The 23221-nt window shown below is 59.3% G+C and carries 23 protein-coding genes; 11 read left to right on the top strand and 12 right to left on the bottom strand.

Annotation, left to right across the window (positions count from 1 at the left end; all coding sequences use genetic code 11):
- From PCPL58_RS25375 to PCPL58_RS25355, 5 genes are all read left to right on the top strand, one after another.
- Positions 1–1776: a hypothetical protein gene (locus PCPL58_RS25375; protein ID WP_065350728.1), complete on the top strand. Its 1776-nt coding sequence runs from the start codon at positions 1–3 to the stop codon at positions 1774–1776.
- Positions 1773–2378, top strand: coding sequence for a hypothetical protein (locus PCPL58_RS25370; protein ID WP_065350727.1), 606 nt, complete (start codon positions 1773–1775; stop codon positions 2376–2378). The genes PCPL58_RS25375 and PCPL58_RS25370 overlap by 4 nt, the downstream gene beginning before the upstream one ends.
- A gap of 54 nt (positions 2379–2432) precedes the next feature.
- Entirely contained in the window at positions 2433–3476 is a 1044-nt protein-coding gene (locus PCPL58_RS25365) for a WavE lipopolysaccharide synthesis family protein (RefSeq protein ID WP_065350726.1), read from the top strand.
- A 193-nt stretch (positions 3477–3669) separates the two neighbouring features.
- Entirely contained in the window at positions 3670–5949 is a 2280-nt protein-coding gene (locus PCPL58_RS25360; RefSeq protein ID WP_065350725.1) for an autotransporter family protein, read from the top strand.
- Complete coding sequence (locus tag PCPL58_RS25355) at positions 5949–6800, top strand: alpha/beta hydrolase (protein ID WP_003431886.1); 852 nt, start codon at positions 5949–5951, stop codon at positions 6798–6800. Before PCPL58_RS25360 ends, PCPL58_RS25355 begins: the two co-directional genes overlap by 1 nt.
- 92 nt (positions 6801–6892) lie before the next feature.
- On the opposite strand, the gene PCPL58_RS25350 is transcribed toward PCPL58_RS25355, so the two are convergent.
- The 8 genes from PCPL58_RS25350 to exaC all read right to left on the bottom strand — a co-directional run bounded on the left by PCPL58_RS25350 (position 6893) and on the right by exaC (position 15091).
- Positions 6893–7135 (bottom strand): helix-turn-helix domain-containing protein, encoded by a 243-nt coding sequence (locus tag PCPL58_RS25350; RefSeq protein WP_065350724.1) that lies wholly within the window; start codon positions 7133–7135, stop codon positions 6893–6895.
- Positions 7136–7544: 409 nt separating this feature from the next.
- Positions 7545–8276 (bottom strand): LexA family transcriptional regulator, encoded by a 732-nt coding sequence (locus PCPL58_RS25345; protein WP_042930418.1) that lies wholly within the window; start codon positions 8274–8276, stop codon positions 7545–7547.
- A gap of 354 nt (positions 8277–8630) precedes the next feature.
- The gene (gene ppa, locus PCPL58_RS25340) at positions 8631–9158 is read right to left on the bottom strand and encodes an inorganic diphosphatase (RefSeq protein WP_003366402.1); all 528 of its coding nucleotides are present in this window, start codon (positions 9156–9158) and stop codon (positions 8631–8633) included.
- A 110-nt stretch (positions 9159–9268) separates the two neighbouring features.
- The gene (locus PCPL58_RS25335; protein ID WP_065350723.1) at positions 9269–10078 is read right to left on the bottom strand and encodes a M90 family metallopeptidase; all 810 of its coding nucleotides are present in this window, start codon (positions 10076–10078) and stop codon (positions 9269–9271) included.
- Between the two features lie 3 nt (positions 10079–10081).
- Positions 10082–10729: a DedA family protein gene (locus tag PCPL58_RS25330; RefSeq protein WP_003366404.1), complete on the bottom strand. Its 648-nt coding sequence runs from the start codon at positions 10727–10729 to the stop codon at positions 10082–10084.
- A gap of 249 nt (positions 10730–10978) precedes the next feature.
- Complete coding sequence (gene eutC / locus PCPL58_RS25325; RefSeq protein ID WP_065350722.1) at positions 10979–11842, bottom strand: ethanolamine ammonia-lyase subunit EutC; 864 nt, start codon at positions 11840–11842, stop codon at positions 10979–10981.
- Positions 11839–13233 (bottom strand): ethanolamine ammonia-lyase subunit EutB, encoded by a 1395-nt coding sequence (locus PCPL58_RS25320; protein WP_044310537.1) that lies wholly within the window; start codon positions 13231–13233, stop codon positions 11839–11841. Before PCPL58_RS25320 ends, eutC begins: the two co-directional genes overlap by 4 nt.
- A 337-nt stretch (positions 13234–13570) precedes the next feature.
- Positions 13571–15091, bottom strand: coding sequence for an acetaldehyde dehydrogenase ExaC (gene exaC / locus PCPL58_RS25315; protein WP_044310536.1), 1521 nt, complete (start codon positions 15089–15091; stop codon positions 13571–13573).
- A gap of 225 nt (positions 15092–15316) precedes the next feature.
- Here exaC and mpl point away from each other — a divergent pair, with 225 nt between their 5' ends.
- The 3 genes from mpl to PCPL58_RS25300 are packed head-to-tail and all read left to right on the top strand — an operon-like array spanning position 15317 to position 17569.
- Positions 15317–16666, top strand: coding sequence for a UDP-N-acetylmuramate:L-alanyl-gamma-D-glutamyl-meso-diaminopimelate ligase (mpl, locus tag PCPL58_RS25310; RefSeq protein ID WP_065350721.1), 1350 nt, complete (start codon positions 15317–15319; stop codon positions 16664–16666).
- On the top strand, positions 16663–17292 hold the full coding sequence (gene ubiX, locus PCPL58_RS25305) for a flavin prenyltransferase UbiX (RefSeq protein ID WP_003366410.1): 630 nt from the start codon (positions 16663–16665) through the stop codon (positions 17290–17292). Before mpl ends, ubiX begins: the two co-directional genes overlap by 4 nt.
- The gene (locus tag PCPL58_RS25300; protein WP_003366412.1) at positions 17285–17569 is read left to right on the top strand and encodes a YceK/YidQ family lipoprotein; all 285 of its coding nucleotides are present in this window, start codon (positions 17285–17287) and stop codon (positions 17567–17569) included. Before ubiX ends, PCPL58_RS25300 begins: the two co-directional genes overlap by 8 nt.
- Before the next feature lie 119 nt (positions 17570–17688).
- Here PCPL58_RS25300 and PCPL58_RS25295 read toward each other — a convergent pair whose 3' ends face one another.
- The 3 genes from PCPL58_RS25295 to PCPL58_RS25285 all read right to left on the bottom strand — a co-directional run bounded on the left by PCPL58_RS25295 (position 17689) and on the right by PCPL58_RS25285 (position 20681).
- Positions 17689–18330 carry an NAD(P)H-binding protein gene (locus tag PCPL58_RS25295; protein ID WP_003431871.1) on the bottom strand — a complete coding sequence of 214 codons (642 nt, stop codon included), beginning with the start codon at positions 18328–18330 and terminating at the stop codon, positions 17689–17691.
- Positions 18331–18357: 27 nt separating this feature from the next.
- A complete protein-coding gene (locus PCPL58_RS25290) occupies positions 18358–20085 on the bottom strand; it encodes a C13 family peptidase (RefSeq protein ID WP_003366418.1) in 1728 nt (575 codons plus the stop codon).
- A 140-nt stretch (positions 20086–20225) separates the two neighbouring features.
- On the bottom strand, positions 20226–20681 hold the full coding sequence (locus tag PCPL58_RS25285; RefSeq protein ID WP_003366420.1) for a MaoC family dehydratase: 456 nt from the start codon (positions 20679–20681) through the stop codon (positions 20226–20228).
- A gap of 203 nt (positions 20682–20884) precedes the next feature.
- Here PCPL58_RS25285 and PCPL58_RS25280 point away from each other — a divergent pair, with 203 nt between their 5' ends.
- The 3 genes from PCPL58_RS25280 to PCPL58_RS25270 are packed head-to-tail and all read left to right on the top strand — an operon-like array spanning position 20885 to position 22565.
- On the top strand, positions 20885–21247 hold the full coding sequence (locus tag PCPL58_RS25280; RefSeq protein ID WP_003431869.1) for a CidA/LrgA family protein: 363 nt from the start codon (positions 20885–20887) through the stop codon (positions 21245–21247).
- Positions 21244–21960: an LrgB family protein gene (locus tag PCPL58_RS25275; RefSeq protein WP_065350720.1), complete on the top strand. Its 717-nt coding sequence runs from the start codon at positions 21244–21246 to the stop codon at positions 21958–21960. The genes PCPL58_RS25280 and PCPL58_RS25275 overlap by 4 nt, the downstream gene beginning before the upstream one ends.
- A gap of 14 nt (positions 21961–21974) precedes the next feature.
- Positions 21975–22565, top strand: coding sequence for an LON peptidase substrate-binding domain-containing protein (locus PCPL58_RS25270; protein ID WP_003366428.1), 591 nt, complete (start codon positions 21975–21977; stop codon positions 22563–22565).
- An 84-nt stretch (positions 22566–22649) separates the two neighbouring features.
- On the opposite strand, the gene PCPL58_RS25265 is transcribed toward PCPL58_RS25270, so the two are convergent.
- A complete protein-coding gene (locus tag PCPL58_RS25265; RefSeq protein WP_065350719.1) occupies positions 22650–23216 on the bottom strand; it encodes a DUF4136 domain-containing protein in 567 nt (188 codons plus the stop codon).
- Between the last annotated feature and the right edge of the window lie 5 nt (positions 23217–23221).

Here is a 23221-nt window from a genome sequence, read left to right as displayed (position 1 = left end):
ATGAAAACGACCCATCTCCAGCACCACCCAAGCCTCGGTTACATAGCGGCGGGCAGTCTGCGCAGCCTCCCGGTGGGGCTACTGCTGCCTCATGAGTGCTCCAGCTTCATCTCGTTCCGCGCGCATCCCTTTCGCAAGCCTGAACGGGTGATCAGGAAACTACATGCCGCGCAGCGTCCGCTGCGTATGTATGGCGCGGGTAGCTATTGTTTTTATGGTGTCCAGAGTGATTCACCGCTGTCTCCGCTGCTGCTGTGGGACGGTGCGCACTTTCTGAATGTTGGCGAAAAGATCACGGTTATCGAAGACACGCCAATCGAGTGTTATCTGGATCGTGATTACTTCGCGGAATCGCTCAAGGTCATTGCGCGTTCGGCCAACTCGGTCACTTACAGGAAAGTATCCAGGCTGACTGCGGAATCTAACGACGATCTCGACAGCTGGACCTTCGGCATTCCTGTCGGTCCAGGCGACGCCACTGTTCTCAATGCCGTCGTGAAGCGCATTCTGGAAATTGACATCCCGCACAAGGAGATACTGCTGTGCGGCACACCGGGAAGTAATTTCGCCTATTTCGACAAGGTCCGCATCGTGGGGGAGGACATCACTGCCCCGCCCGTGCAGATCTGCAAGAAGAAAAACCGTCTCGCACTGGAGGCCAGACACAGCAATCTGGTGATCCTGCACGACCGCGTCTTTCTGCCAAAACACTTCGGGGAAGTTGTCCGCCGCTTTGGCCCGCGCTATCCGTTGATGACCTTGCAAAGCATGTTCTTCGATAACCGAATCAGCATGCATCCGCGGCGTTACTCGGATTACGGCATGGCTATGGACGAGGTCGCGCAGGGGCTGCTGGGGCTGCACCGCACCAGCGGTAATGCCCAGTCCATTGCGCCTTCAATATTCCCGGACGTCGACCGGACCGGGTTCTGTTTCGCCAGCCCGATGCGCTACAACAACGATGCAAGTTACCCGACAGGCAGCCTCTACATTTGTCGCAAGGATGTCTGGAATGCCTGCCCGCTGGACGAGTCCCTGCACTGGGTGGAGTACGAAGACATTGAGCATGCGTTGCGAGCGTCGCGCTCGGGTATTCCAAACCGTATCAATCCCTTTGGCATCACTCAGTCGATGACCTCCCGGGCGCTGCTGGGTGGCAATGCTCCGGTCGAATCCGTTGACGGATGTCTCGGAATATCCGGGCCTTGTTATGTGTCCCTGCTGGAAAAGAAACCTCTTTTGAACCTGTCTGCCGAGACCGCACTGGCCAGATTGCGGCAGTTCGCTGACAAATACCTGGCCAACCCGTCGGCGGTCGTTATTCCAACCGGTCTTGATCACCTCCCTGTTCGAGCCTGGATCGAACTGATCGATAATGTGGTGCAGCAGTCCACGTTCAAAAACGACAGTGAGACGGTCAGAGCGTTTATCAACGACTTCGAGAGGCTCGTGTTGCTCGACCAGCTACCGAGCATGCGTCAGGAGTTTCTGGTCAATCGCTTCCTCACAGACCCTGTGCTGGCCAAACAGACACTGATTACACAGAGCTCCGAGGTGCGCAATATGTTGCGTCAACGCGGCACGCAGACCTGGTTTGCTCGCCAGCAGGATGATTACTTTCACCACAACCTTCTGTCGCTCCCCGGCATTTTGATTTCGGCCATTCGGGCTTATCGAAACAACGGGAAAAGTTTCTATTTTGAAAGCCTGTGGGCTGCTGTGAAGGCCATCTACAACTCGACTCCCTTTATGTCCTACAGCAAGGGGGCGAAGTGAAGGTATTCGTCGTTTCTCATTTGAGCCCCAGCACCGCCAGCCATCAGTTGATCTGTCAGTTGGCGCGCATTCAGCACGAGCATAGGACGACCGTTCCCGTCCTTGTGATTGATGACCGTTACAACCTGGCCGAACTACCCGCCAGCGATTCATCGACCGAACACGCTTTGTTCAGCCTGGATGATTTTCTTCACTGCAATGCTCTAAGCGGCATCGTGGCAAACAGAGTTGCCCAGCACATGGATAAAGTCGAAAGCGACTGGGTGCTGATCGATTTTGGCCAGCATGACTCTGCTACCTGCATGGACTTCATCCAGAAAATTGCTCGCTACAACTATCTGAGCACCAAGCTGCGAAAGCGAAACCTCGTGATCATGGTGCCCGCCATGCACCTGGGCATTTATTCGCGAACCCTCAATGCGTCGTTCAACAATTTGCCGGCAAGCACAACAGCCTCAGCCCGTTCCGTTCAGATTGGCAGGCTATTCATGGTCACTCGTCTTGAAAGAGTACTGATAAGTCTTCCATTGCTGGCGGGCATCCTGCGTCGAATGCGGCGTGTTGCTCTGCGCGTCTTTCGGCGTGTTGCAAGATCCCATTGACCGATCTGCCGCTAGCCGTCGGTAGCAGGCGCTTCTCATTACAAGGTTAAACACATGCCTCATCTTGTGGCCGTCGACTCCAGAAAAATCAGCGTGGTTATTCAGGGGCCCCTGTATCGCAACCTCAGTTCCAAACGAAATATCTTCGCCTGCATCGCATCGATCCGGACGCACCTGCCAGATGCCGAAATCATCGTTTCGACCTGGCGTCATGAAGATACGTCCGATGTGAAGTCGGACCAGATCGTCATGTCGGATGATCCGGGTGCCTTCGTTGATGACGCCGGTAATCAGATCAACATCAATCGCATGCTGCGGTCGACGCTATGCGGTATTCAAAGCGCTTCAAGACCCTATGTCATGAAAATGCGCGCCGATCACAACCTGACCAGCGCTGCACTGGCTGTCATAGGTCAGTCCGATGATACCGAGCCGGGCGAGACACAGCTGTTCGACACGCCCATCACCACCACGACGCTTTATATTCGCGACCCTGAACGGTTGCCGATGTTGTTCCACATATCGGATCTCGTTCAATTCGGCACGCGCGAAGCAATGCTCGCCATGTGGGAGCAACCACTGTTCGCAAGGGACGCGCTTTTCAACGACAGGCCGTCTCGCAACCCGTTTGACAACTTCATTGGCTACACGTCCGTGCGCCTGGTGAGCGAGCAGGCACTGATGCTGGGTGTCATGCGCAGGAAGGGCATCGACGCCCGGCTCGCACGACCCTGCGAGGTAGGGCTGAGCAACCTGAAGTTATGGGACAACGTCTTGAGACGCAACTTCAGAGTCCTCAACCACTGCGAGGCTGGCGTCGACTTCCCGGAACGTTTTCTGACCAGCCCCCGAGTACTGACGACACTCTACAAAGCCTCTGCGATAGAGCAATTGCAAAGGCTCGATCCGAAGGGCTACAGGCTGAGAATAGCGCGCATCTGGCTCAATCAATACCTGCTGACCTGCCTGCGCCCCGGCTGGTGGGTGTCCTTTGCGACCATCGTACTGTTCAGCACCTCGCCGACTCTTGCGAAGCGCGTTCGCTCTTACTGGCGCACGCTGAGGAACGTGGCGCATGCGGAGTCGTATCGGGTCTAGCAATCTGACCCGAGTGCTTAAACGATCTTAACGAAGTGTAACTGTATCGATAATATTTGATGTTATTTCAAGTCGGTTACTTTATTCTCGCCGCGCTCTTCTGTGTGGCCAATCGCCACTTTTTGCTGCGGCATGTTCGCTACGCATGGAAGCGCCCCCCCCCCCACATAAGGAATGAATCGTGAACTCTGTGATGTTTCGCAGGACCCTTCTCGCCATGGCTGTAGCTGCAACTGCTGTTCCTGCTTTTGCTGAAACAGTCGAACTGACCAACGCTGGTTATAAAAGCGAGGGTCAGACCCATACCGGCAACCTTGAGATCAACGGTGCCTATACGGGGAGTGCGGTTAAAGATGCGATTCAGCTAAGTGGTTCGACCATTGAAAAGAACCTGATCCTCAACGCGAATATCAGCGGTTCCGGCACCTTTGCCAATGGTGAAGTAGTCAAAGGCATCAGCCTTGAGGGCGGCAAGATTAGCGGCAACGTTATCAACCGAGGTCTGGTTGACGTTACTGGTCAAGGCGCGACGGCCCTGGATGTCGCCACGAGTCTGAGATATTTCGAAAACCATGGCGGCCTCTCCGCTAGCGGCGCGGGATCTCAAGGTCTTCGAATCGACGGGGCCACCATGATAGGCAATAGTGCGGACATAACCAACACCGGGACGATCCGCGGCGAGAGCGCTGCTATTGTGATGGGCACCACTAAGTTCTCTATGATCGGCGCTCAGCCTTGGTACATCGAACGGGGCGACTTCAATATCTATAACGAAGGTTCGATCATTTCTGCTGACAGGGCCATCGACGCTTCTGGAAGCAATCGTCCGATCGAGCTGATCCTGAGAAAGGGCAGCATCGTTGTCGGTAACCTGATCGACGTGAGCAATATCGAGCTGGAAGGGGATACTTCCTTCACGGGTACTGACAGCCGTAAAGATGGCTACAACATTCGCCTGAAGAGCGGCGGATCGGTTTACGTTGGTGGCACCTCCGATAGTCCTACTACCATGACTTTCGAGTCCGCACACAGCAGCATTGGCGGCGATCTCTATGTCGACGGCAATTCGGCGCTCGGTCTGAATCTGAGTAAGGCCACTGATGCTAAAACCGCGGTGCTCAAAGTTACCGGCACTACTCAGTTCGAACCAGGAGCGCAAGTAAAGCTCGCGGCCAAGGGTGATGACTTCAATGCCAACGGCACTGCTTACACGCTTATCGAATCAGGCAAGATCGAACTGCTGACCAAGGATGGAAGCGCGGTCGACCCTGCTGGCAAACTGGATGTAGTCAGTACCTCGGCGCTACTTAAAATCGACAGCTATACCGTTGACGGCAAAGACGTTGTGGCTGTGGTCACCGCCAAGGGCAAGGAAGAGGTCGCTCAGGTAGTTGCCAACAACGGTGGCTCAGTCAATGAACAGGCCACACTGGTCAACCTGACCGGCGACAGCATCATCAGCAAGCTGAACGACAGTGATGCGTTCAAACAGCTTTTGTTGAACGCTGACGGTGGGCAGCTCGCCAAGCTGGCCTCTCAGCTATCGCCGGAGGTCAACGGCGGGGCCAGAAGCGCCGCTACTACCAGCCAGGGCCTGATCAGCAACGTGACTGGCAGCCGCACCAGCTCGATACGCGGTGCTTCTTCTGGTGAGAGCTTCAAAAATGCAGGTGTCTGGGTCCAGTCGCTTTACAGCGACGCCACTCAAGGCCAGCGTGACGGGATTGCGGGCTATAACGCGTACAGCAGCGGAATTGCGGTGGGCGCCGACGGCAAACTCAACGACAACCTGACGCTGGGGCTGGCCTACAGCTTCATCAATACCGACGTGAATGGCAAAAGTGGTAACAAAACCGAAGTCGACAGCCATGCATTCACACTGTACGGCGGCTTCGAACAAGGCAATTACTTTGTCGATACAAGCCTGACTTACGGCCTCAATGACAACCAGGGCAAACGCAGCATTGCAGGTACGCGTGCCAAGGCAGATTACGACAGTGACCTGCTGGGCCTGAATCTGGTGGGTGGTTACACCTATCACGTCAACTCGCAAGTATTGGTCGAACCACGCCTGGCGGCGCGTTACAGCCAAGTGAACATCGACGGCTATCGTGAGAAAGGCTCGTCGGCTGCGTTAAAGGTTGAAGATCAGCGTTACGAAACCATTGAGCTGGGCGCAGGCATGCGCGTGGCTGGCAGCTTCCTCCTGGGTGCCGGAACGCTGGAGCCACAGGCCAAACTGATGGCCTACCACGACTTCGCCGCCGCCGAAGCGCAGAGCACGTCCACCTTTCTGCTCGGCAGTACACCGTTTGTTACCAGCGGCGCCAAGGCCGTGCGTGACAGTTACGAAGCGGGTGTGGGTGCCGATTACAAACTGGGGGCCGTCACACTGGGCGTCAACTACGACTACATCGGTAAATCGGGCTTCGATGCCGATGTGTTCTCTGCAAAAGTGCGTTACGACTTTTGATGTGGAGTTACCGCCTTGGTCGAAAACGCTTGGGCGGTACCCTTGCAGTCGTGATGGCGCTGCTGTTGAGCGGAGCCATCGCCGGTTGTCAGTCGCCGCGCGCTGATCTACAGCAATTGGCCGACCAGCATGGCCGACAGATGCAGATTCTGTCGGCACAGCCCTTTCCTCTGGCGGCGCTGTTACCGCCAGAGACCTTCAGAGCGAACCGTCTGCGGGTCTATCTGGAAGGCGACGGTCATGCCTGGGCCACCGCCACTCAACCCAGTCTCGACCCGAGCCCACGTAAGCTCCTCGTGCCGCAGCTGGCAGTCAACGACCCGACGCCCAGCGCCTATCTGGCACGACCTTGCCAATTCATCACGGCCCCGGCCTGCAACGCTGCCCTCTGGACCAATCGCCGTTTCTCCCAGGCAGTGGTCACCAGCCTCAGCAGTGCGCTGGACCAGATGAAACAACGTTACGGTAATAACGAGTTCGAGCTGATTGGTTATTCAGGCGGCGCAACCCTCGCGTTGCTACTGGCTGGACAACGAAACGACATCACCCGGATCCAGACCATCGCTGGCAATCTGGCCCCGAATCAGTGGACAGCACTAAAAGGACTTTCGCCTCTCAATGGATCGTTGGACCCACTCGATTACATTCAGCGCCTGGCATTGATACCTCAGCGTCACTTGTCGGGCACTCGTGACGAAATGATCCCGACTGAACTGGCAAAGGGTTACAGCAGGCAACTGGGCAACGGTGCGTGCAGCCAACTGATTGTCGTCTCGGGGCCGAGTCACGAAGACGGTTGGGAACAGGTCTGGAAGCTGTGGAGAGGGCGGGACGTAGTAGGCTGTCCGTGATCGTCCTGTATCTGACCAGAACGGACTGCATTGAATCGCTATGAGTCATTCCTCTCGCAAGCGCTCATCCAGCAAAGCTTCGCGATTGTCGATCATGGGCGAGCCATCGAGTCCGGCTTGCTGAGCAACGTGTACGGATCAGTCCCGATCCCCCGACAGAAATCCATGAACTCAATGACATCGAGCCTGCGCTCGGCATTCTCTGTCTTTGAGACAAACGAATGCGGTCGCCCTAGCCGGACCGCTAATTCTTTTTGCGTCATACCGGCTGCGTTGCGCGCTTCCAGCAAAAGATCAAGCAACGCCTGGTAGCGAGCGTTATGGATGGTTTTCACTTGGGCACGCCGTCTGAATAGTCCGGCTACCTGAATAAACCTGACTTGGGATTATCCTAAAGTGGGTTTCGACCGGGACAACCAGCAAGGTGCTGCCAGCGGCTGATTTGGCGGGAAGCTTCTCAAGCAGATGATATCCACTGCCCAGCCGCAGGAAGAAAGCAGCAGACATTAAAAAGCCGGCTTGTGGCCGGCTTCTCGTAGGCGGCTCTGATCTATTTTTGATAGACCGCAATCGCCTTCAACAGGTGCGCCTCTTGAAGAAGCGCGAATAGGCAACAGGGCAAACGGATCACATGCCCCGTTCAAACACCGCATCGCATGACTGCGTCAGGTGCTCTGGATGGCGAACAGGATACTGAACTTCGCCTCCCATGCCCAGCCCGAATGCCTTTCAGCCGTAAACACCTCATAACAGCAGCATGGCATTGCGTCGGCTGTTCAGGGTCGACCACCAGAATATCCAGCCCAGAATCCTTATTTTTTCCCTGTCGATGTCTTCGGCGCTGAACAGTTCGTCCGGGTATTCGGCGTCGTTGTGGCTGCGCAGGCGCAGGCCGCCGTTGGGCAGGCGGTAGAGGTAGCGGACGCGCAGGATGCCGCCGTGTTCGAGGGCGTAGATTTCGCCGTCGATGACCTGGGTCAGTTCGCGGTCGACGCCGAGGATCGAGCCGTCCTGGATCTTGTCGGCCATGCTGTTGCCGACCATGGCGACGCACATGCAGTTTTTCGGGTCGATGCCCATGTTCTGCAGGACTTGCAGGGGCAGGCGGATTTTCTGTCCGGGGGCTTCGGCGAGGACGGTCTTGCCGAGGCCTTGGGTGGATTCCGCTTCCATGAAAATCTGGATTTCCACGTCGCCGCGCGACACGTTTCTGGCCTGATGAATGATGACGCGGGTATCGCCGCCGGTGTTTTCATTGGCGCATTCGTTAGGGTGTTTGGGGCCTTCGCCGGTGCGCAGCCAGCGGGCGTTAACGGTCAACAGTTCAGCCACCTCGTCAATCCGCGCCATGGGCACGCCACGCTTGAACCAGTTATTGACGTGTTGCGGCGTGATTTTGCGGTTGGCGGCAAAATCAGTCGCTGTGAGATGGCACTCCCGAAGGAGGATGCGGAGTCGATCACCTGATGTATTCATAGTGGCGAAGTCTACGGGCGTCGTCTGGGCGTTTAAATGAACGAGGTGTTGACGTCGACGTTATCCCAGGGTGGGCGTGGCTATCCGGACTACGGATGGAATGAATGTCGTGTAGGTGGATTCCGTAATAGCGCTTTTGGCGCTAAACGAGGTATTGCGCGTTTACCCCCGCTATACGGGCATTAACGAACTGTTCATTGAATGTCTAAAAGGCGGGCGCATTTTTAAACGTGCGTGCTGCAAAAAACGGGCGATTTCGTTTCAGCAAGAGAGGTGTGCGGGGAGGTGCAGCGAGGAGGGGGGGAGCGTGTTTCAGGGCACGGGTGTAGCGTGCCCTGAAACGCCAATCGATGATCAGCCTTTGAACGCTGCAACCGATTTGGTGATCTCGGCACGGGCAGCGTCAGCGTTGCCCCAACCTTCGATCTTCACCCATTTGCCTTTTTCGAGATCCTTGTAGTTCTCGAAGAAGTGCTTGATTTGCTCCAGCAGCAGCGGCGGCAGATCGGTGTACTCTTTCACGTCGACGTACAGCTGGGACAGCTTGTCGTGTGGCACCGCGATAACTTTGGCATCGCCGCCGCCGTCGTCAGTCATGTGCAGGATGCCGACCGGGCGTGCGCGGATAACCGAGCCTGGAGTAACCGGGTATGGGGTTACCACCAGCACGTCCAGCGGGTCGCCGTCGTCAGCCAGGGTGTTGGGGATGAAACCGTAGTTGGCCGGGTAGAACATTGGGGTGGCCATGAAACGGTCAACGAACAGGCAATCGGAATCTTTGTCGATTTCGTATTTGATCGGCGCGTGGTTGGCCGGGATTTCGATCGCGACGTAGATGTCGTTCGGCAGGTCTTTACCCGCCGGAATCTTGCTGTAGCTCATTGGGCATTGCCCCCCTAGTTGACCAGACAGATTGTGGCGCGAACCGCAATAAAGTGGTCCGGATTATAGGCATATTCTGTTTTGGTTGCCACGCATGGCCTTGGCGGCCGTCAGGTATCCCGGTAAGCCGGGTCCTGTCGACGCAGCAGGTCGAGCCGCGCCAGGGTGTCCTGGCGGTAGAACGCTTTCAGTTGTTCGTAGACTGCCGGGTAACTGCTGTGCAGCAGATCGGGTGCGCTGAAGAAGTATTCGCTGGTCACGGCGAAGAATTCGGCGGGGTCTTCGGCGGCATAGGGATCGATGGCGGGCTCGGCGTCGGGGTTGTGGTCCAGTTGCCGGTTGAGATCATCGAACGCGCTTTGCATGACGCGAGCCCATTCGGTCACCTGCATATCGCTGTGCAGCGGCGGTAGGCCATTGGCGTCGCCGTTGAGCATGTCGAGCTTGTGCGCCAGTTCATGGATCACCAGGTTGTAGCCATCCCAGTCGCCGCTGCTCAATACGCCGGGCCAGGCCAGAATCACCGGGCCCTGCAGCCAGGCCTCGCCACTGTGCTCGCCATCCCACTCGTGTTCGACGCCGCTGGCATCGCGATGGCGCTGCGGGCTGACGAAGTCGTCGGGGTACAACACGATTTCATGAAAACCCTGATACCAGTTCAGTTCGCCCAGGTTCAGCAGCGGCAGTTGCGCCTGGGCGGCGAGGACCAGCCGTTGTTCGTCATCCAGATCAACGCCCGGCAGTGCGCTGAGGTGTTTGTCATGCAGAAACAGCACGCAGGCGTCACGCAGTTGCGCGTTTTGCCCGCTGCTCAGGCCATCAAGGATCGGCAGACGTGCGCAGACCTTCTGCCATAGTTCTTCAGCAACCGGGTGTCGGGCCAGCGTGCGCTGCCTGCGCCAGTGGCTGAATGACCACATGGTTCAGCGCGCGTCGACCGGACGCGCGGTGCGGCTGCGCACCACGCCGATGACCATCGGCACCAGTGACAGCAGGATGATTGCCAGTACCAGGAAGGTCAGGTTGTGCTTGATGAATGGCACGTTGCCGAAGAAGAAGCCCAGGGTCACCAGACTGCCGACCCACAGCACCGAACCCAGCACGCTGAAGCCCACGAAGCGCGGATAGGACATCCTGCCCACACCGGCCACGAATGGCGCGAAGGTGCGGATAATCGGCAGGAAGCGCGCCAGCGTGACGGTCTTGCCGCCGTGGCGTGCGTAGAAATCCTGGGTGCGCAGCAGGTAGTCGCGGCGGAAGATGCGCGATGACGAATTGCTGAACAGTTTTTCGCCAACCGTGCGGCCAATCACGTAGTTGGTGCTGTCGCCCAGAATCGCTGCGAGCATCAGCAACCCGGCCAGCAGGACCGGGTCCATGCCGCCACCGGCAGCCACGGCGCCAGCGATGAACAGCAGCGAGTCGCCCGGCAGGAAGGGCATGATCACCAGCCCGGTCTCGCAGAAAATCACCAGAAACAGAATCGCGTAAACCCATGTGCCGTAGTTGGTCACCAACAGGTCAAGGTAAACGTCGAGATGCAGAATAAGGTCGAGCGGGTTGAATTCCATTAAAGCACCTGAGGCGAGAACCCTGTCCGGGGTCGCATGCGGAAGAAACGACTGTGCGTATGCGCGGCATTATAGAAGCAGAATGCGCAGAAGGGGCTTCGGAATAAGCGGCGGGGTTGAATGGGGGGTGAGCGGTACGTCTTCAGAAGGGATGAACAGGCCGCAACGTTCATCCGGGCTGATGCCATACGCCGGGCTGATTACGCGAATCGGCCCGGCGGCTTGGAATGGCATAAGCCTGCATGGGGCCTAATGCTGCGCTGCAGGACCGTCGAGCAGGAAGTTGCCGATGGGTTTGTCTGAATGATCATCAGTGCCGTCTGATTCCAGAATCTGCAGCTCAGCTTCGTCCTTCAGATTGACCCCGGAAATCTGCCGCCTGCCGGCCTCGCGCATCAGGTACAGCAGCCGATGAGCGGCCATGCCGTAGCTCAAGCCTTCCAGGCGCACATTGGAAATACAGTTGCGGTACGCGTCGTTCAGCCCGACCTTCGGCGCGTAGGTGAAGTACAGGCCCAGACTGTCCGGGGAGCTGAGACCGGGGCGCTCGCCGATCAGAATGACCACCATCTTCGCACCGAGCAGTTCGCCGACCTCATCGGCCACCGCGACGCGGCCCTGTTCGACCATGATCACTGGCGACAGCGACCAGCCCTCGGCACTGGCCTGTTCTTCCAGGCGAATGAGGAAAGGTACCGCATGCCGATGCACCGCCAGGGCGGACAGACCGTCGGCGACCACTACCGCCAGATCGAGACCGCCCGGATGAGCCGCAGCATAGTCACGCAACGTCTGCGCTGATTCGTCATTCAGGCGACGGCCCAGGTCCGGGCGCTGCAGGTAGCTGTCCCGGTCGGCCGCGGCGCTGTGCAGCAACAGGGTTTCACGACCCTTTTCCGTCAGTTGTGCGCTGATCGCGGCATGGTCGAAGGCCAGATGCACCGCGTCGCGTGCCTGCGCATGGGCGGCTTGAAAGTCCAACTGCGCAGAGGTCGGCAGGCTGGTGCCGGTACGACCCAGCGCAATACGCGCAGGGGTCAGGCGGCGTAGTTCCAGCCAGGGATTGGTGGGGGCGGCGCTGTCTTGTAGTTCGTTCATCGGCTCGTCACTCATGCTAGATGCGCCAGCGCCTGACGGAAGGCAGGCGGCAGGCTGTCGCCGAAGCGCACACGACCGTCGGCCTGGGTGAAGATGCCCATTTTCTCCAGCCAGGCTTCGTATTCCGGTGCAGGACGCAGGCCCAGGCTTTGCCTGGCGTACAGCGCGTCGTGGAACGAGGTGGTCTGGTAGTTGAGCATGATGTCGTCGGAGCCGGGAATGCCCATGATGAAGTTGATCCCCGCGACGCCCAGCAATGTCAGCAGAGTGTCCATGTCGTCCTGATCGGCCTCTGCGTGGTTGGTGTAGCAGATGTCACAGCCCATCGGTACGCCCAGCAGTTTGCCGCAGAAGTGATCCTCCAGACCGGCGCGGATGATCTGTTTGCCGTTGTACAGGTACTCGGGGCCGATGAAGCCGACCACGGTGTTGACCAGAAACGGATTGAAATGCCGGGCGACGGCATAGGCGCGGGTCTCGCAGGTCTGCTGGTCGATGCCATGGTGCGCGTTGGCCGACAGCGCGCTGCCTTGCCCGGTCTCGAAATACATCAGGTTTTGCCCGAGGGTGCCGCGGTTCAGGCTTAGGCCCGCTTCATAGCCTTCCTGCAACAGCTTGAGACTGATGCCGAAGCTGGCGTTGGCGGCTTCAGTGCCGGTGATCGACTGAAACACCAGATCGACCGGTACGCCACGGTTGATCACTTCAATCGAGGTGGTGACGTGGGTCAGCACGCAGGATTGCGTGGGGATTTCATAGCGCTGGACAATGGCGTCGAGCATTTCCAGCAGAGCAACGATGGACGAGGTGCTGTCAGTGGCCGGGTTTATGCCAATCATGGCATCGCCGTTACCGTACAGCAGGCCGTCGAGCACGCTGGCGGCAATGCCGGACGGGTCGTCGGTGGGGTGATTGGGTTGCAGGCGTGTCGACAGCCGGCCGCGCAGGCCCATGGTGTTACGGAAGCGCGTGACCACGCGGATTTTCTGCGCCACCAGCACCAGATCCTGCACGCGCATGATCTTTGAAACGGCAGCGGCCATTTCCGGGGTCAGGCCGGGGGCCAGCGCGCGCAGACTGGTTTCGTCGGCCTTGTCGCTGAGCAGCCAGTCGCGAAAGCCGCCGACTGTCAGATGACTGACCGGGGCAAACGCCAGTTTGTCGTGGGTGTCGATGATCAGCCGGGTAACTTCGTCCTGTTCGTAAGGGATCAGGGCTTCTTCAAGAAAGTGCTTGAGCGGAATGTTCGCCAGCGCCATCTGCGCGGCGACTCGCTCGCCGTCGTTCTGCGCCGCGACTTCGGCCAGATAGTCACCGGAGCGCGCAGGACTGGCCTTGGCCATGACTTCTTTGAGGCTGTCGAAGCGGTACGTCTGCGCACCGACAGAATGGGAAAAGCTCGCCATACAGATTCTCCATGACGTCGCGCTGCTTGCGTCGGACGTAGTCTTTCGCTGAAACGGATACGTCCCGGTTCAAACGACTGTGGGAAGCGATGCAAGCAATTAATACTCCATCCTGACCGGGAGTGCGAGTTTGCAACTATGAACGGAGGATTCAGAACAAAGATGCATCACGCCAGGGCGGTGGGCCAGGGCGCGATGCACAGGGTTGGTGCGCGATGTTTTTGAGATGACTATCGCGCAGTGCGCGGGAGCGATAAACATCTTGAGACGACTATCGTGCCAATGCTCCGCGTTGGCATGCAGTTCGTGACGCTTTGCGTCATATCGCGGGCTGGTGCTAGAAGAAACCCAGCGGGTTGGTGTCGTAGCTCACCAGCAGGTTTTTGGTCTGTTGATAATGCTCAAGCGCGATTTTGTGGGTTTCGCGGCCGACGCCGGATTTCTTGTAGCCACCGAACGCGGCGTGTGCCGGGTACAGGTGGTAGCAGTTGGTCCACACGCGTCCGGCCTTGATCGCCCGGCCCACGCGGTAGGCGCGGTTGATGTCGCGGGTCCACAGGCCTGCGCCCAGACCGAACTCGGTATCGTTGGCGATGGCCACGGCTTCTGCTTCGTCCTTGAAGGTCGTGACGCTGACCACCGGGCCGAAGATCTCTTCCTGGAACACGCGCATTTTATTGTTGCCTTTGAGCAGCGTCGGCTGAATGTAGTAGCCAGTGGACAGGTTGCCCTCCAGCTTCTCCACTTTGCCGCCGGTCAACAGTTCGGCACCTTCGCCCTTGGCGATGTCCAGGTACGAAAGAATCTTGTCGAATTGTTGCTCGGATGCCTGCGCGCCGACCATGGTGTCGGTGTCCAGCGGGTCACCGCGCTTGATCTTCTCGACCTTGCGCATCACCGCTTCCATGAACTGCGGATAGATCGACTCCTGCACCAGCGCGCGAGACGGGCAGGTGCAGACTTCGCCCTGATTGAAGAACGCCAGCACCAGGCCTTCGGCGGCCTTGTCGATGAACTCCGGCTCGGCGCTCATGATGTCTTCGAAGAAGATGTTCGGCGACTTGCCGCCCAGTTCCACGGTGGACGGGATGATGTTGTCCGCCGCCAGTTTCATGATGTGTGAGCCGACCGGTGTCGAGCCGGTAAAGGCGATTTTGGCGATGCGTTTGCTGCTGGCCAGCGCTTCACCCGCTTCGCGGCCATAACCCTGCACGATGTTCAGCACGCCGGGAGGCAGCAGGTCGCCGATCAGTTCGATCAGCACGCTGATGCCCAGCGGCGTCTGCTCGGCAGGTTTGAGCACGATGCAATTACCGGCAGCCAGCGCAGGGGCGAGTTTCCAGGCGGCCATCAGGAGCGGGAAGTTCCACGGGATGATCTGCCCGACCACGCCCAGCGGCTCATGAATGTGATAGGCCACGGTATTGCCGTCGATTTCGGCGGCGCTGCCTTCCTGCGCACGCAGCACGCCGGCGAAGTAGCGGAAATGGTCGGCAGCCAGCGGGATATCGGCGTTGAGGGTTTCGCGGATTGCCTTGCCGTTGTCCCAGGTTTCGGTGATGGCCAGGACTTCCAGATTGGCTTCGATGCGATCGGCAATCTTCAGCAGGACCAGCGAGCGTGCCTGCACCGAGGTCGAGCCCCAGGCCGCAGCGGCAGCGTGCGCGGCGTCGAGTGCCTTGTCGATGTCTTCGGCGGTGGAGCGCGGAAATTCTGCAATGGCCTTGCCGGTGACCGGCGAGGTGTTGGTGAAATACTGGCCTTTCACCGGTGCGACGAACTCGCCGCCGATGTAGTTACCGTAGCGTTCCTTGAAGTTGACGATAGCGCCTTCGGTACCGGGATGAGCGTAACGCATGGTATGTCTCCTGGTTCTTGTTGTGAGGGAGTCTGTGTCGATTCTGCTTTCGGGTATCTGGCAATAAGCGTTCAAGAATAGGCCATTTGCATTCGGCCGTGGCTAGGACTTTAGGCTTATCTGCCTGGCATTGAAATGGCTTGCGCGCGCGAGACGACGGACAAACTCAGGGTGCCATTTCACCGTCCCTACGTTAACCTGCGCAGATGTTCTGAGAGGTTGGTCATGCATATTCATATCCTTGGTATCTGCGGCACGTTCATGGGGTCTCTGGCGGTGCTCGCCAAAGAGTTGGGGCACCGGGTCACGGGCTCCGACGCCAATGTCTATCCACCGATGAGCACCCAGCTCCAGGCGCAGGGCATCGAGCTGACCCAAGTCTATGATCCCGTGCAACTGATTCCCGCGCCGGACCTGGTAGTGGTCGGCAACGCGCTGTCGCGTGGCAACCCTGCGGTTGAATATGTGCTCAACACCGGTTTGCCGTATGTGTCTGGCCCGCAGTGGCTGGCGGACCATGTGCTGCAAGGCCGCTGGGTACTGGCCGTGGCCGGCACGCACGGCAAGACCACCACCAGCAGCATGCTGGCCTGGGTGCTGGAACACGCGGGCATGAGCCCCGGCTTCCTGATCGGCGGCATCCCGCAGAACTTCGCCGTGTCGGCGCGTCTGGGCGAGACCCCGTTTTTTGTGGTCGAGGCCGATGAGTACGACAGCGCGTTCTTCGACAAACGCTCCAAGTTCGTTCACTACCGCCCACGGACAGCGATCCTCAATAATCTTGAGTTCGATCATGCCGACATCTTCCCCGATCTGCCGGCCATCGAACGCCAGTTTCACCATCTGGTGCGTACTATCCCGAGCGAAGGCCTGGTGATCCATCCGACTACCGAGCCCGCGTTGTCGCGGGTCATCGAGATGGGCTGCTGGACGCCGGTACAGACCACGGGCCAGAACGGTCAGTGGCAGGCACGACTGTTGAGCGAAGACGGCTCGCGCTTTGAAGTGCTGTTCGAAGGCGAGCTTCAAGGCACCGTCGACTGGGACATGACCGGTCAGCACAACGTAGCAAACGCCCTGGCGACGCTGGCAGCCGCTCGCCATGTTGGCGTGGTGCCGCTGCTGGGTGTGCAGGCGCTCAGTGCATTCAAGAGCGTCAAACGGCGTATGGAAAAGGTCGCCGACGTGCGCGGCATCACTATTTATGATGACTTCGCTCATCACCCCACGGCCATCGCCACCACGCTGGACGGCCTGCGCAAAAAGGTCGGTGATGCGTCGATCATTGCAGTCATCGAGCCGCGCTCCAACTCGATGAAGCTTGGCGCGCATCGCGAAGGCCTGCGGGAAAGCGTGAGTCAGGCGGATCAGGTGGTCTGGTATGCGCCGCCCAATCTGGGCTGGGACCTGGCGGCAACAGTCGCGGGAGGCACTGTGCCAGCGTTGGTCTGTGATTCCCTCGAGGCAATCATCGCCCGGGTCAAAAGCCAGGCGCAGCCCGGCACGCACATTGTGATCATGAGCAACGGCGGCTTTGGCGGTCTGCATGGCAAACTGGCGGAGTCGTTGCAATGAGCGGCCCGGAGCGCGTCACCGTCGCGATGACCGGTGCATCAGGCGCGCAATATGGCCTGCGCCTGCTGGATTGTTTGGTGCGTGAGGACCGGGAAGTACATTTCCTGATCTCCAAGGCGGCGCAACTGGTGATGGCCACCGAGACCGACGTGCGCCTGCCGCCCAAGGCGATGATGATGCAGGCGTTTCTGACGGAGTACACCGGTGCGTCTGCCGGGCAGATTCGCGTCTATGGACGCGATGACTGGATGTCGCCAGTGGCCTCCGGCTCGGGTGCGCCCAGCGCGATGGTGGTGGTGCCGTGTTCCACCGGTTCGCTGTCGGCGATTGCCACCGGGGCTTGCAACAATCTGATCGAGCGCGCCGCTGACGTCACGCTGAAGGAGCGGCGCCAGTTGATTCTGGTGCCGCGCGAAGCGCCGTATTCCAGCATTCATCTGGAACACATGCTCAAGCTGTCGAACATGGGCGCAGTGATCCTGCCGGCGTCTCCCGGCTTTTATCACCAGCCGCAGACCATCGACGACCTGGTGGACTTTATCGTCGCGCGGATCCTCAACCTGCTGAATATTCCTCAGGACATGTTGCCGCGCTGGGGCGAGCACCATATTGGCGGCGATGAATAAGCTGCTGCTGGTAGCGCTTGCGCTGGCGCTGACCGGATGCGCAACGGCACGCACGCTCAATGCGGCCAAACCTGGTGCGCCGGTGGTGTATGCCGGTACGCGGTTGAATATGTACGCGCTGCAGGGTGGTTGCTGTGCCGCCGACCGATTCGGCGCAGACGCTCCCAGCTACCCGGGCCTGGACCTGCCTGGCAGTGCGCTGCTCGACACCCTGCTGCTGCCACTGTCATTGCTGACCGCGGCGGGACTGGGGGTTCAGGCTACAGGCGGGCTTTAGGGGGGCGGAGCGACACCTGGGCTATCGGGTAAGGCTCCCTTGGGTGACGCAGAGCGTCACGAACTGCATTCCCACGCGGAGCGCGGGAACGATCAGCGCTGGGCCCCGGCGATCATCACCTACTTGCCCAGCTTGCGCAGCTCATCCGATTCGACGATCCGTTCGCCGTTCTGCTCTTCCAGCGCCAGCCGCCACAGAGCGCGGGCCAGTTGGCAGGCTTCGATTGCGCCGTATTTGCCGGGGATCAGTTTGGCGATAGGTGCCGCCAGTTGCTCGACCCAGCGGGTTTCAGGACGGCTGCCCACCAGCAGGGAAGGGCGGGCTATGGTCAGTTGCGGCCAGCCTTGCGCACGAAGCGCCTGTTCCATTTCGCCTTTGACACGGTTGTAAAAGGTACTGGAAGCCGGGTCTGCGCCGACTGCGCTGATCACCAGCAAGTGGCGAGCACCGAGTTCGCGGGCGCGGCTGGCGAACGCCGTGACCATGTCCAGATCGACGGCCTTGAAGGCTTCCTGTGAACCGGCCTGTTTGATCGTGGTGCCCAGGCAACAGAATGCGATGTCCACCCGGCCGGACAGCGTTGGCAGCAAGGTCGCCAGCTCGCCGATCGGGTTTTCCAGGTGCGAGTGCTCGGCCAGCGGCTTGCGGGTCGGTGCCAACACGCGGCTGACGGTCGGCTCGCTGAGCAGCCGGTCCAGCAAATGCTCGCCTGTAAGGCCTGTGGCTCCTGCGAGCAGGATGTGTTGCGGCGTCAGGTACATGTGGCTTCTCCCTTAATACACATAAGCCTAGCGGCTAGTCGAAGTCTTCGCTTCCGTGCGGTTCAACGCCGTACTCAACGCGCGTTCGGCCTGGCTCTTGCGCAACTGCTGCCAGCGCGCCAGGACTCCTTTGGGTGCCCATATCTGCGGTTCGGAGGCTTCGAAGTTGTCTTCGGTCTCACGTTGCGCAACATAGGCCTTCGCTTCGTTGAAAGCGTGTTGCAGGTCATCGGTTTCGACCAATGCCCTGGCAAATAGTGCATCGCCAAAATAAGTGAAGTCCGCTTCTTCCGAGCAGCCGAACGAGACACGGTCGGCGCGCGAGGCGGTCATGATCAGCGTGCGCTCATCTTTGAGGTCGGGAATGAACCCGCCCGAATAACAGGCTGAAATCACCACGACCTTGTCACGGTTCTTCAATGGCGCGAGGGCTGCTGCCAGGGCGTCGGCGGGCAGGTCTGCCAGCGACAGGCGCGGCTGGTCGAGCACCAGTTCATGATCCTGAGTGCCGTGGCTGGTCAGGTAAATGAACACCAGATCTTCCGGGCCGGTGCGCTGGGCGAGTGTCTGTACTGCGCGGGTGATGGTTTCACGCGTCGCCATCGGCCGGTCGTCCATGTGATCGCGATGATTGACCAGGCTGACCTGTCCGACGGCCCCGAAACGCGACTTGAGCAGGTTGCTCACGTAGTCCGCCTCGCGCATGAACACGCTCTGCTTGCCGTCGCCACCTACCACGAGCGTGTACAGCTCGGTAGCGGGTGTCGACGCCGGCACGGCTGCCAGTGCCTTGTCCAGCAGCGAACCCTGGACCAGCAGCCCGGCTTCCAGTGGGTCCGGCAGCAATTTGCCTTTGGCATCACGGATCCGCTGACCATTGGCCCAGATGCCGCGCTGCTCCTTGCCATCGGCGGAAATCAGCACACCGTCGCCCTGGTAAGTGTCATCGGCAAACTGGCCGATGTAACGGCTGCCATCGGCCAACAGCAACTGGCCCTGACCCATGAAGCGCCAGTTGTCGAAATCACCCTGATAGCGGCTGCCGTCAGAGCCGATCAACTCGCCTTTGCCGGTCAGCGCGCCTTCCTTGAATTCACCGCTCCAGACGTCGCCGTCACTGTTTTCGTAGCGACCCTTGCCATCCAGCTGGCTGTTGTGGAAATTGCCGACGTATTGATCGCCGTCAGCGCTGGTGAAGCTGCCGGTGCCCTGCAATTGTCCGTCGATGAAATTGCCGCTGTACTGGTTGCCGCTGGCGTCGCTGCGCGAACCCTCGCCATTGGCCTTGCCATTGGCGAACATGCCCTGATGCTGGCTGCCGTCTTCCAGTTCCAGGCGACCGGGCCCGTCGTACACGCCGGCCTTGAACTGGCCACGGTAAAGCACGCCCTTGTCTTTCTGGGTGCCTTCGCCGTCGCGCATGCCAAGCTTGAAGTTGCCGACATAACTCGCGCCAGCGCGGGTGGTCAGGCGCCCCTGGCCATTGAACAGACCTTGCTCGAAGCCACCCTTGTAGACGTCGCCGGTGCTGGAGTGCCATTCGCCCTGACCTTGACGCAGGCCGTTTTCGAACTGACCTGCGTACCAACTGCCGTTGGGGTAATCGATGCGGCCCTGGCCCTGTAGAACGCCATTGACCAGATCGCCCCGGTAGCGTCCGCCGTCGGGCAGGCGGCCGTCTGGCGGCAAAATTGATTCGCCATCACCGCAACCTGCGATCAAGAGTGTCAAAGCCAATGGAGCGAGCGCGCGCATGTGAGATCCCGGAAGAATGATTCAGGGGCGAGCCCGGCTCCGCTTGAGCAGATGTTATGGGGCACGACCGCAGGGGAGTATGCCGCAGCGGGTCAGCGGGATGAAACAGTCTGTTACGACTGTTTCATGTTTTAAACGCCTTATACGAAACACAGCGTTAAAGGCTCGGCCACAAAAGCGGGTTTTTCCTGACCTTCTATCTCCAGTGTGGCCATTGCCTTGAGCAACCACTGACCGGGTTTTTTCTCGCTTACGCCGGTCAACTGGACCTTGAGGCGCACCCGCGAGTTGACCGTCACCGGTTGAACGAAGCGCACACTGTCCATCCCGTAATTGACCGCCATCTTCAAGCCTTCGGGCAGTACCATGATGCCCTCCATGAGCTTGGGGATCAGCGACAAAGACAGGAAGCCGTGTGCGATAGTCGTGCCGAACGGGGTCTGCGCTGCTTTGACCGGGTCGACATGGATGAACTGGAAATCCCCTGTGGCGTCGGCGAACAGGTTGATACGCTGCTGGTCGATGGTCAGCCAGTCTGAATAGACTGCGTCCTTGCCGATGTATTGTTTGAGCTCTTCGACGGGTACAAAAGGCATGCCGCTCTCCTTGTCTGATGAGGGGGTATGGAGCTGCCACTGCCCGCATCCGCTGATGCCTGCGGGCGAATGACCAGATCAGCAGAGGGCGGTTGCCCGGTCAAGCAACTGCGGCAATGCGAATACCCACTCATGACCTCTGGCGCAGCGTGTTTATAATGACGCCGATCGTTCGCCGGGTTCGTTTATCTGCTGGAGTCCTCATGCTGTTAAGGGGTTTGACATGGCTGGTGCTGTTCCAATTGCTGGGGACCGCGCTCAACCATCTGTTTCTGTCGATTTTGCCGGGGCCGATCATCGGCCTCGTGCTGTTAATGGGCTATCTGATGTGGCGCGGTGAAGTCAGCGAGCCGATCAGCACTGCTGCCAGCAGTCTGTTGCGCTATCTGCCGTTGCTGCTGGTGCCGCCTGCGGTCGGGGTGATGGTTTACGCGTCGGCGATTGCCGAGGACTTCTGGGCGATCTTCGGCACGCTGACCCTGTCGCTGATGATTTCCGTGACCTTCGTCGGCTGGCTGATGCAGACCCTGATCAAGCGTCAGGCTCAGCGCCGGGAGTTGCCATGAGTCTTGACTGGCACGGTGCATGGCTGTCGGTGATTCATCACCCGCTTTTCGGCATCGCGATCACCCTGGGTGCCTATCAACTGGCGATGGCGGCTTATGAAAGAACCCGCTGGCTGTTTCTGCAGCCCGTGCTGGTCTCGATGGTGGTGGTGATCGGGGTCGTGCTGTTCTGCGACCTTGAGTACACCGAGTACCGCAAAAGCACCGAGATTCTGGGCACGCTGCTGGGTCCTGCAACCGTCGCGCTGGCGGTCCCGCTCTATCTGAATATGCGACGGATCCGACAGTTGTTCTGGCCGGTCTTGACTACGCTGGTAGTCGGCGGGGTGTTTGCCACCGGCCTGTGCGTGGGCTTCGGGGTGCTGTTCGGTGCCGACCACATGATTCTGATGACCATGGCACCGAAGTCGGTGACATCGCCCATTGCCATGCTGGTCGCCGAGCAGATCGGCGGGGTTGCCGCCATGGCGGCGGTTTTTGTGTTGATTACTGGCGTATTCGGTGCCATTTTCGGCCCCGGTCTGCTGTCGCTGATCGGGGTGGATAATCCTGCTGCCCGAGGCATGGCGCTGGGGCTCACTGCACATGCGGTAGGCACATCCGTGGCATTGCAGGAGGGCGAGGAATCGGGGGCTTTTGCTGCGTTGGCAATGAGTCTGATGGGCGTTGCGACGGCGTTGTTCCTGCCGCTGGCAATGTCGCTGGCCATTTAAAAGGAGGCTTTTCTATGACGCTGCCATTGTTTCCACTGAACGCTGTGCTGTTTCCGGGGTGCGTGCTTGATCTGCAGCTGTTCGAGGCCCGTTACCTGGACATGATCGGCCGCTGCATGAAGCAGGGAGAAGGGTTCGGTGTGGTGTGTATCACCGAGGGAAGTGAAATCGGCCCAGTGCCGGGCGGCTACTCGATGATCGGCTGCGAAGCGCTGGTTACCGATTTTCAGCAGCAGGAGAACGGCTTGCTGGGCATTCGGGTCGTCGGCGGGCGTCGCTTCCGCGTCGTTGCCGCTGAGGTTCAGCGCGATCAACTGTTGGTGGCCGAGGTTGAATGGCTGGAAGAGCCCGTGGAGCGCCCGTTGCAGGAGGAAGATGCTGACCTCGTGGCCCTGCTCGAAGCGCTGGCCGAGCATCCGATGGTGGCTTCCTTGAACATGGGCATGTCTGCCGGTGGGCAATACGCGTTGTCCAACCAGCTTGCCTACCTGCTGCCGTTCACCGAAAAAGACAAAGTGGAACTGCTGGAAATCGACGATCCCGAAGAGCGTCTCGACGCGATTCAGGAATTGCTCGATGAAATGCAGGGCGATCTGCAGGCCTGAGCCCGGATCGCGCTGTTCATTGCCCAGGGCAGCAAAGTGTCTGGAACGCCATGCCGACGCGGCGCATCTGCACGTCAGTTGCGGTTAGCGCGGTGGATACTGCTCCAGAATTTTCGCCACCGTGGTGCGCATGGCCTGATCGCGTTCGGACGGGCTGCCGGCATTGTCGTTGAGAATGCGCTCGGTGCTTCCACGCCAGACCAGTTTGCCGTCCTTGCCGTCGAACATATCGATCTGCACGGTGCCGACCTTGTAGTCGACGCTGCGGGTTTCGGTGTTCATCGGCCCGTTCCAGTAGCCATAACCACCCCAGGGGTTCCAGCCCCCGCCATAGTTGGTGCTGACCGTCTGCTGACGGTTTTCGACAATCAGCCAGGCCTGCACTTTCAAATCCGGCCGGGCACCGGCTGTTGCCATGCGCAGACCGCGCTGGTCCAGCTGGTCGCCGATCGACTGGCGAAGGCGCTGCTCGGTCAGGTCGCTCTTGAGCCGCGGATCATTGTCAGGCTGATACTGAACGGCGGGCTCCTTCCAGCTCCAGCTGCGATAGCCGCCGAAATCCCGCTGGGCATCGAAGTCGCGATTGATCGAGTTGCTCTGACAGGCCGTCAGCAGCACGGCACAGGTCAGCAGAACGATACGGCGAAACATGGCAG

The organism is Pseudomonas cerasi (genome assembly GCF_900074915.1).
GTDB lineage: Bacteria > Pseudomonadota > Gammaproteobacteria > Pseudomonadales > Pseudomonadaceae > Aquipseudomonas > Aquipseudomonas cerasi.
This window is presented reverse-complemented; position numbering and strand designations above follow the sequence as displayed.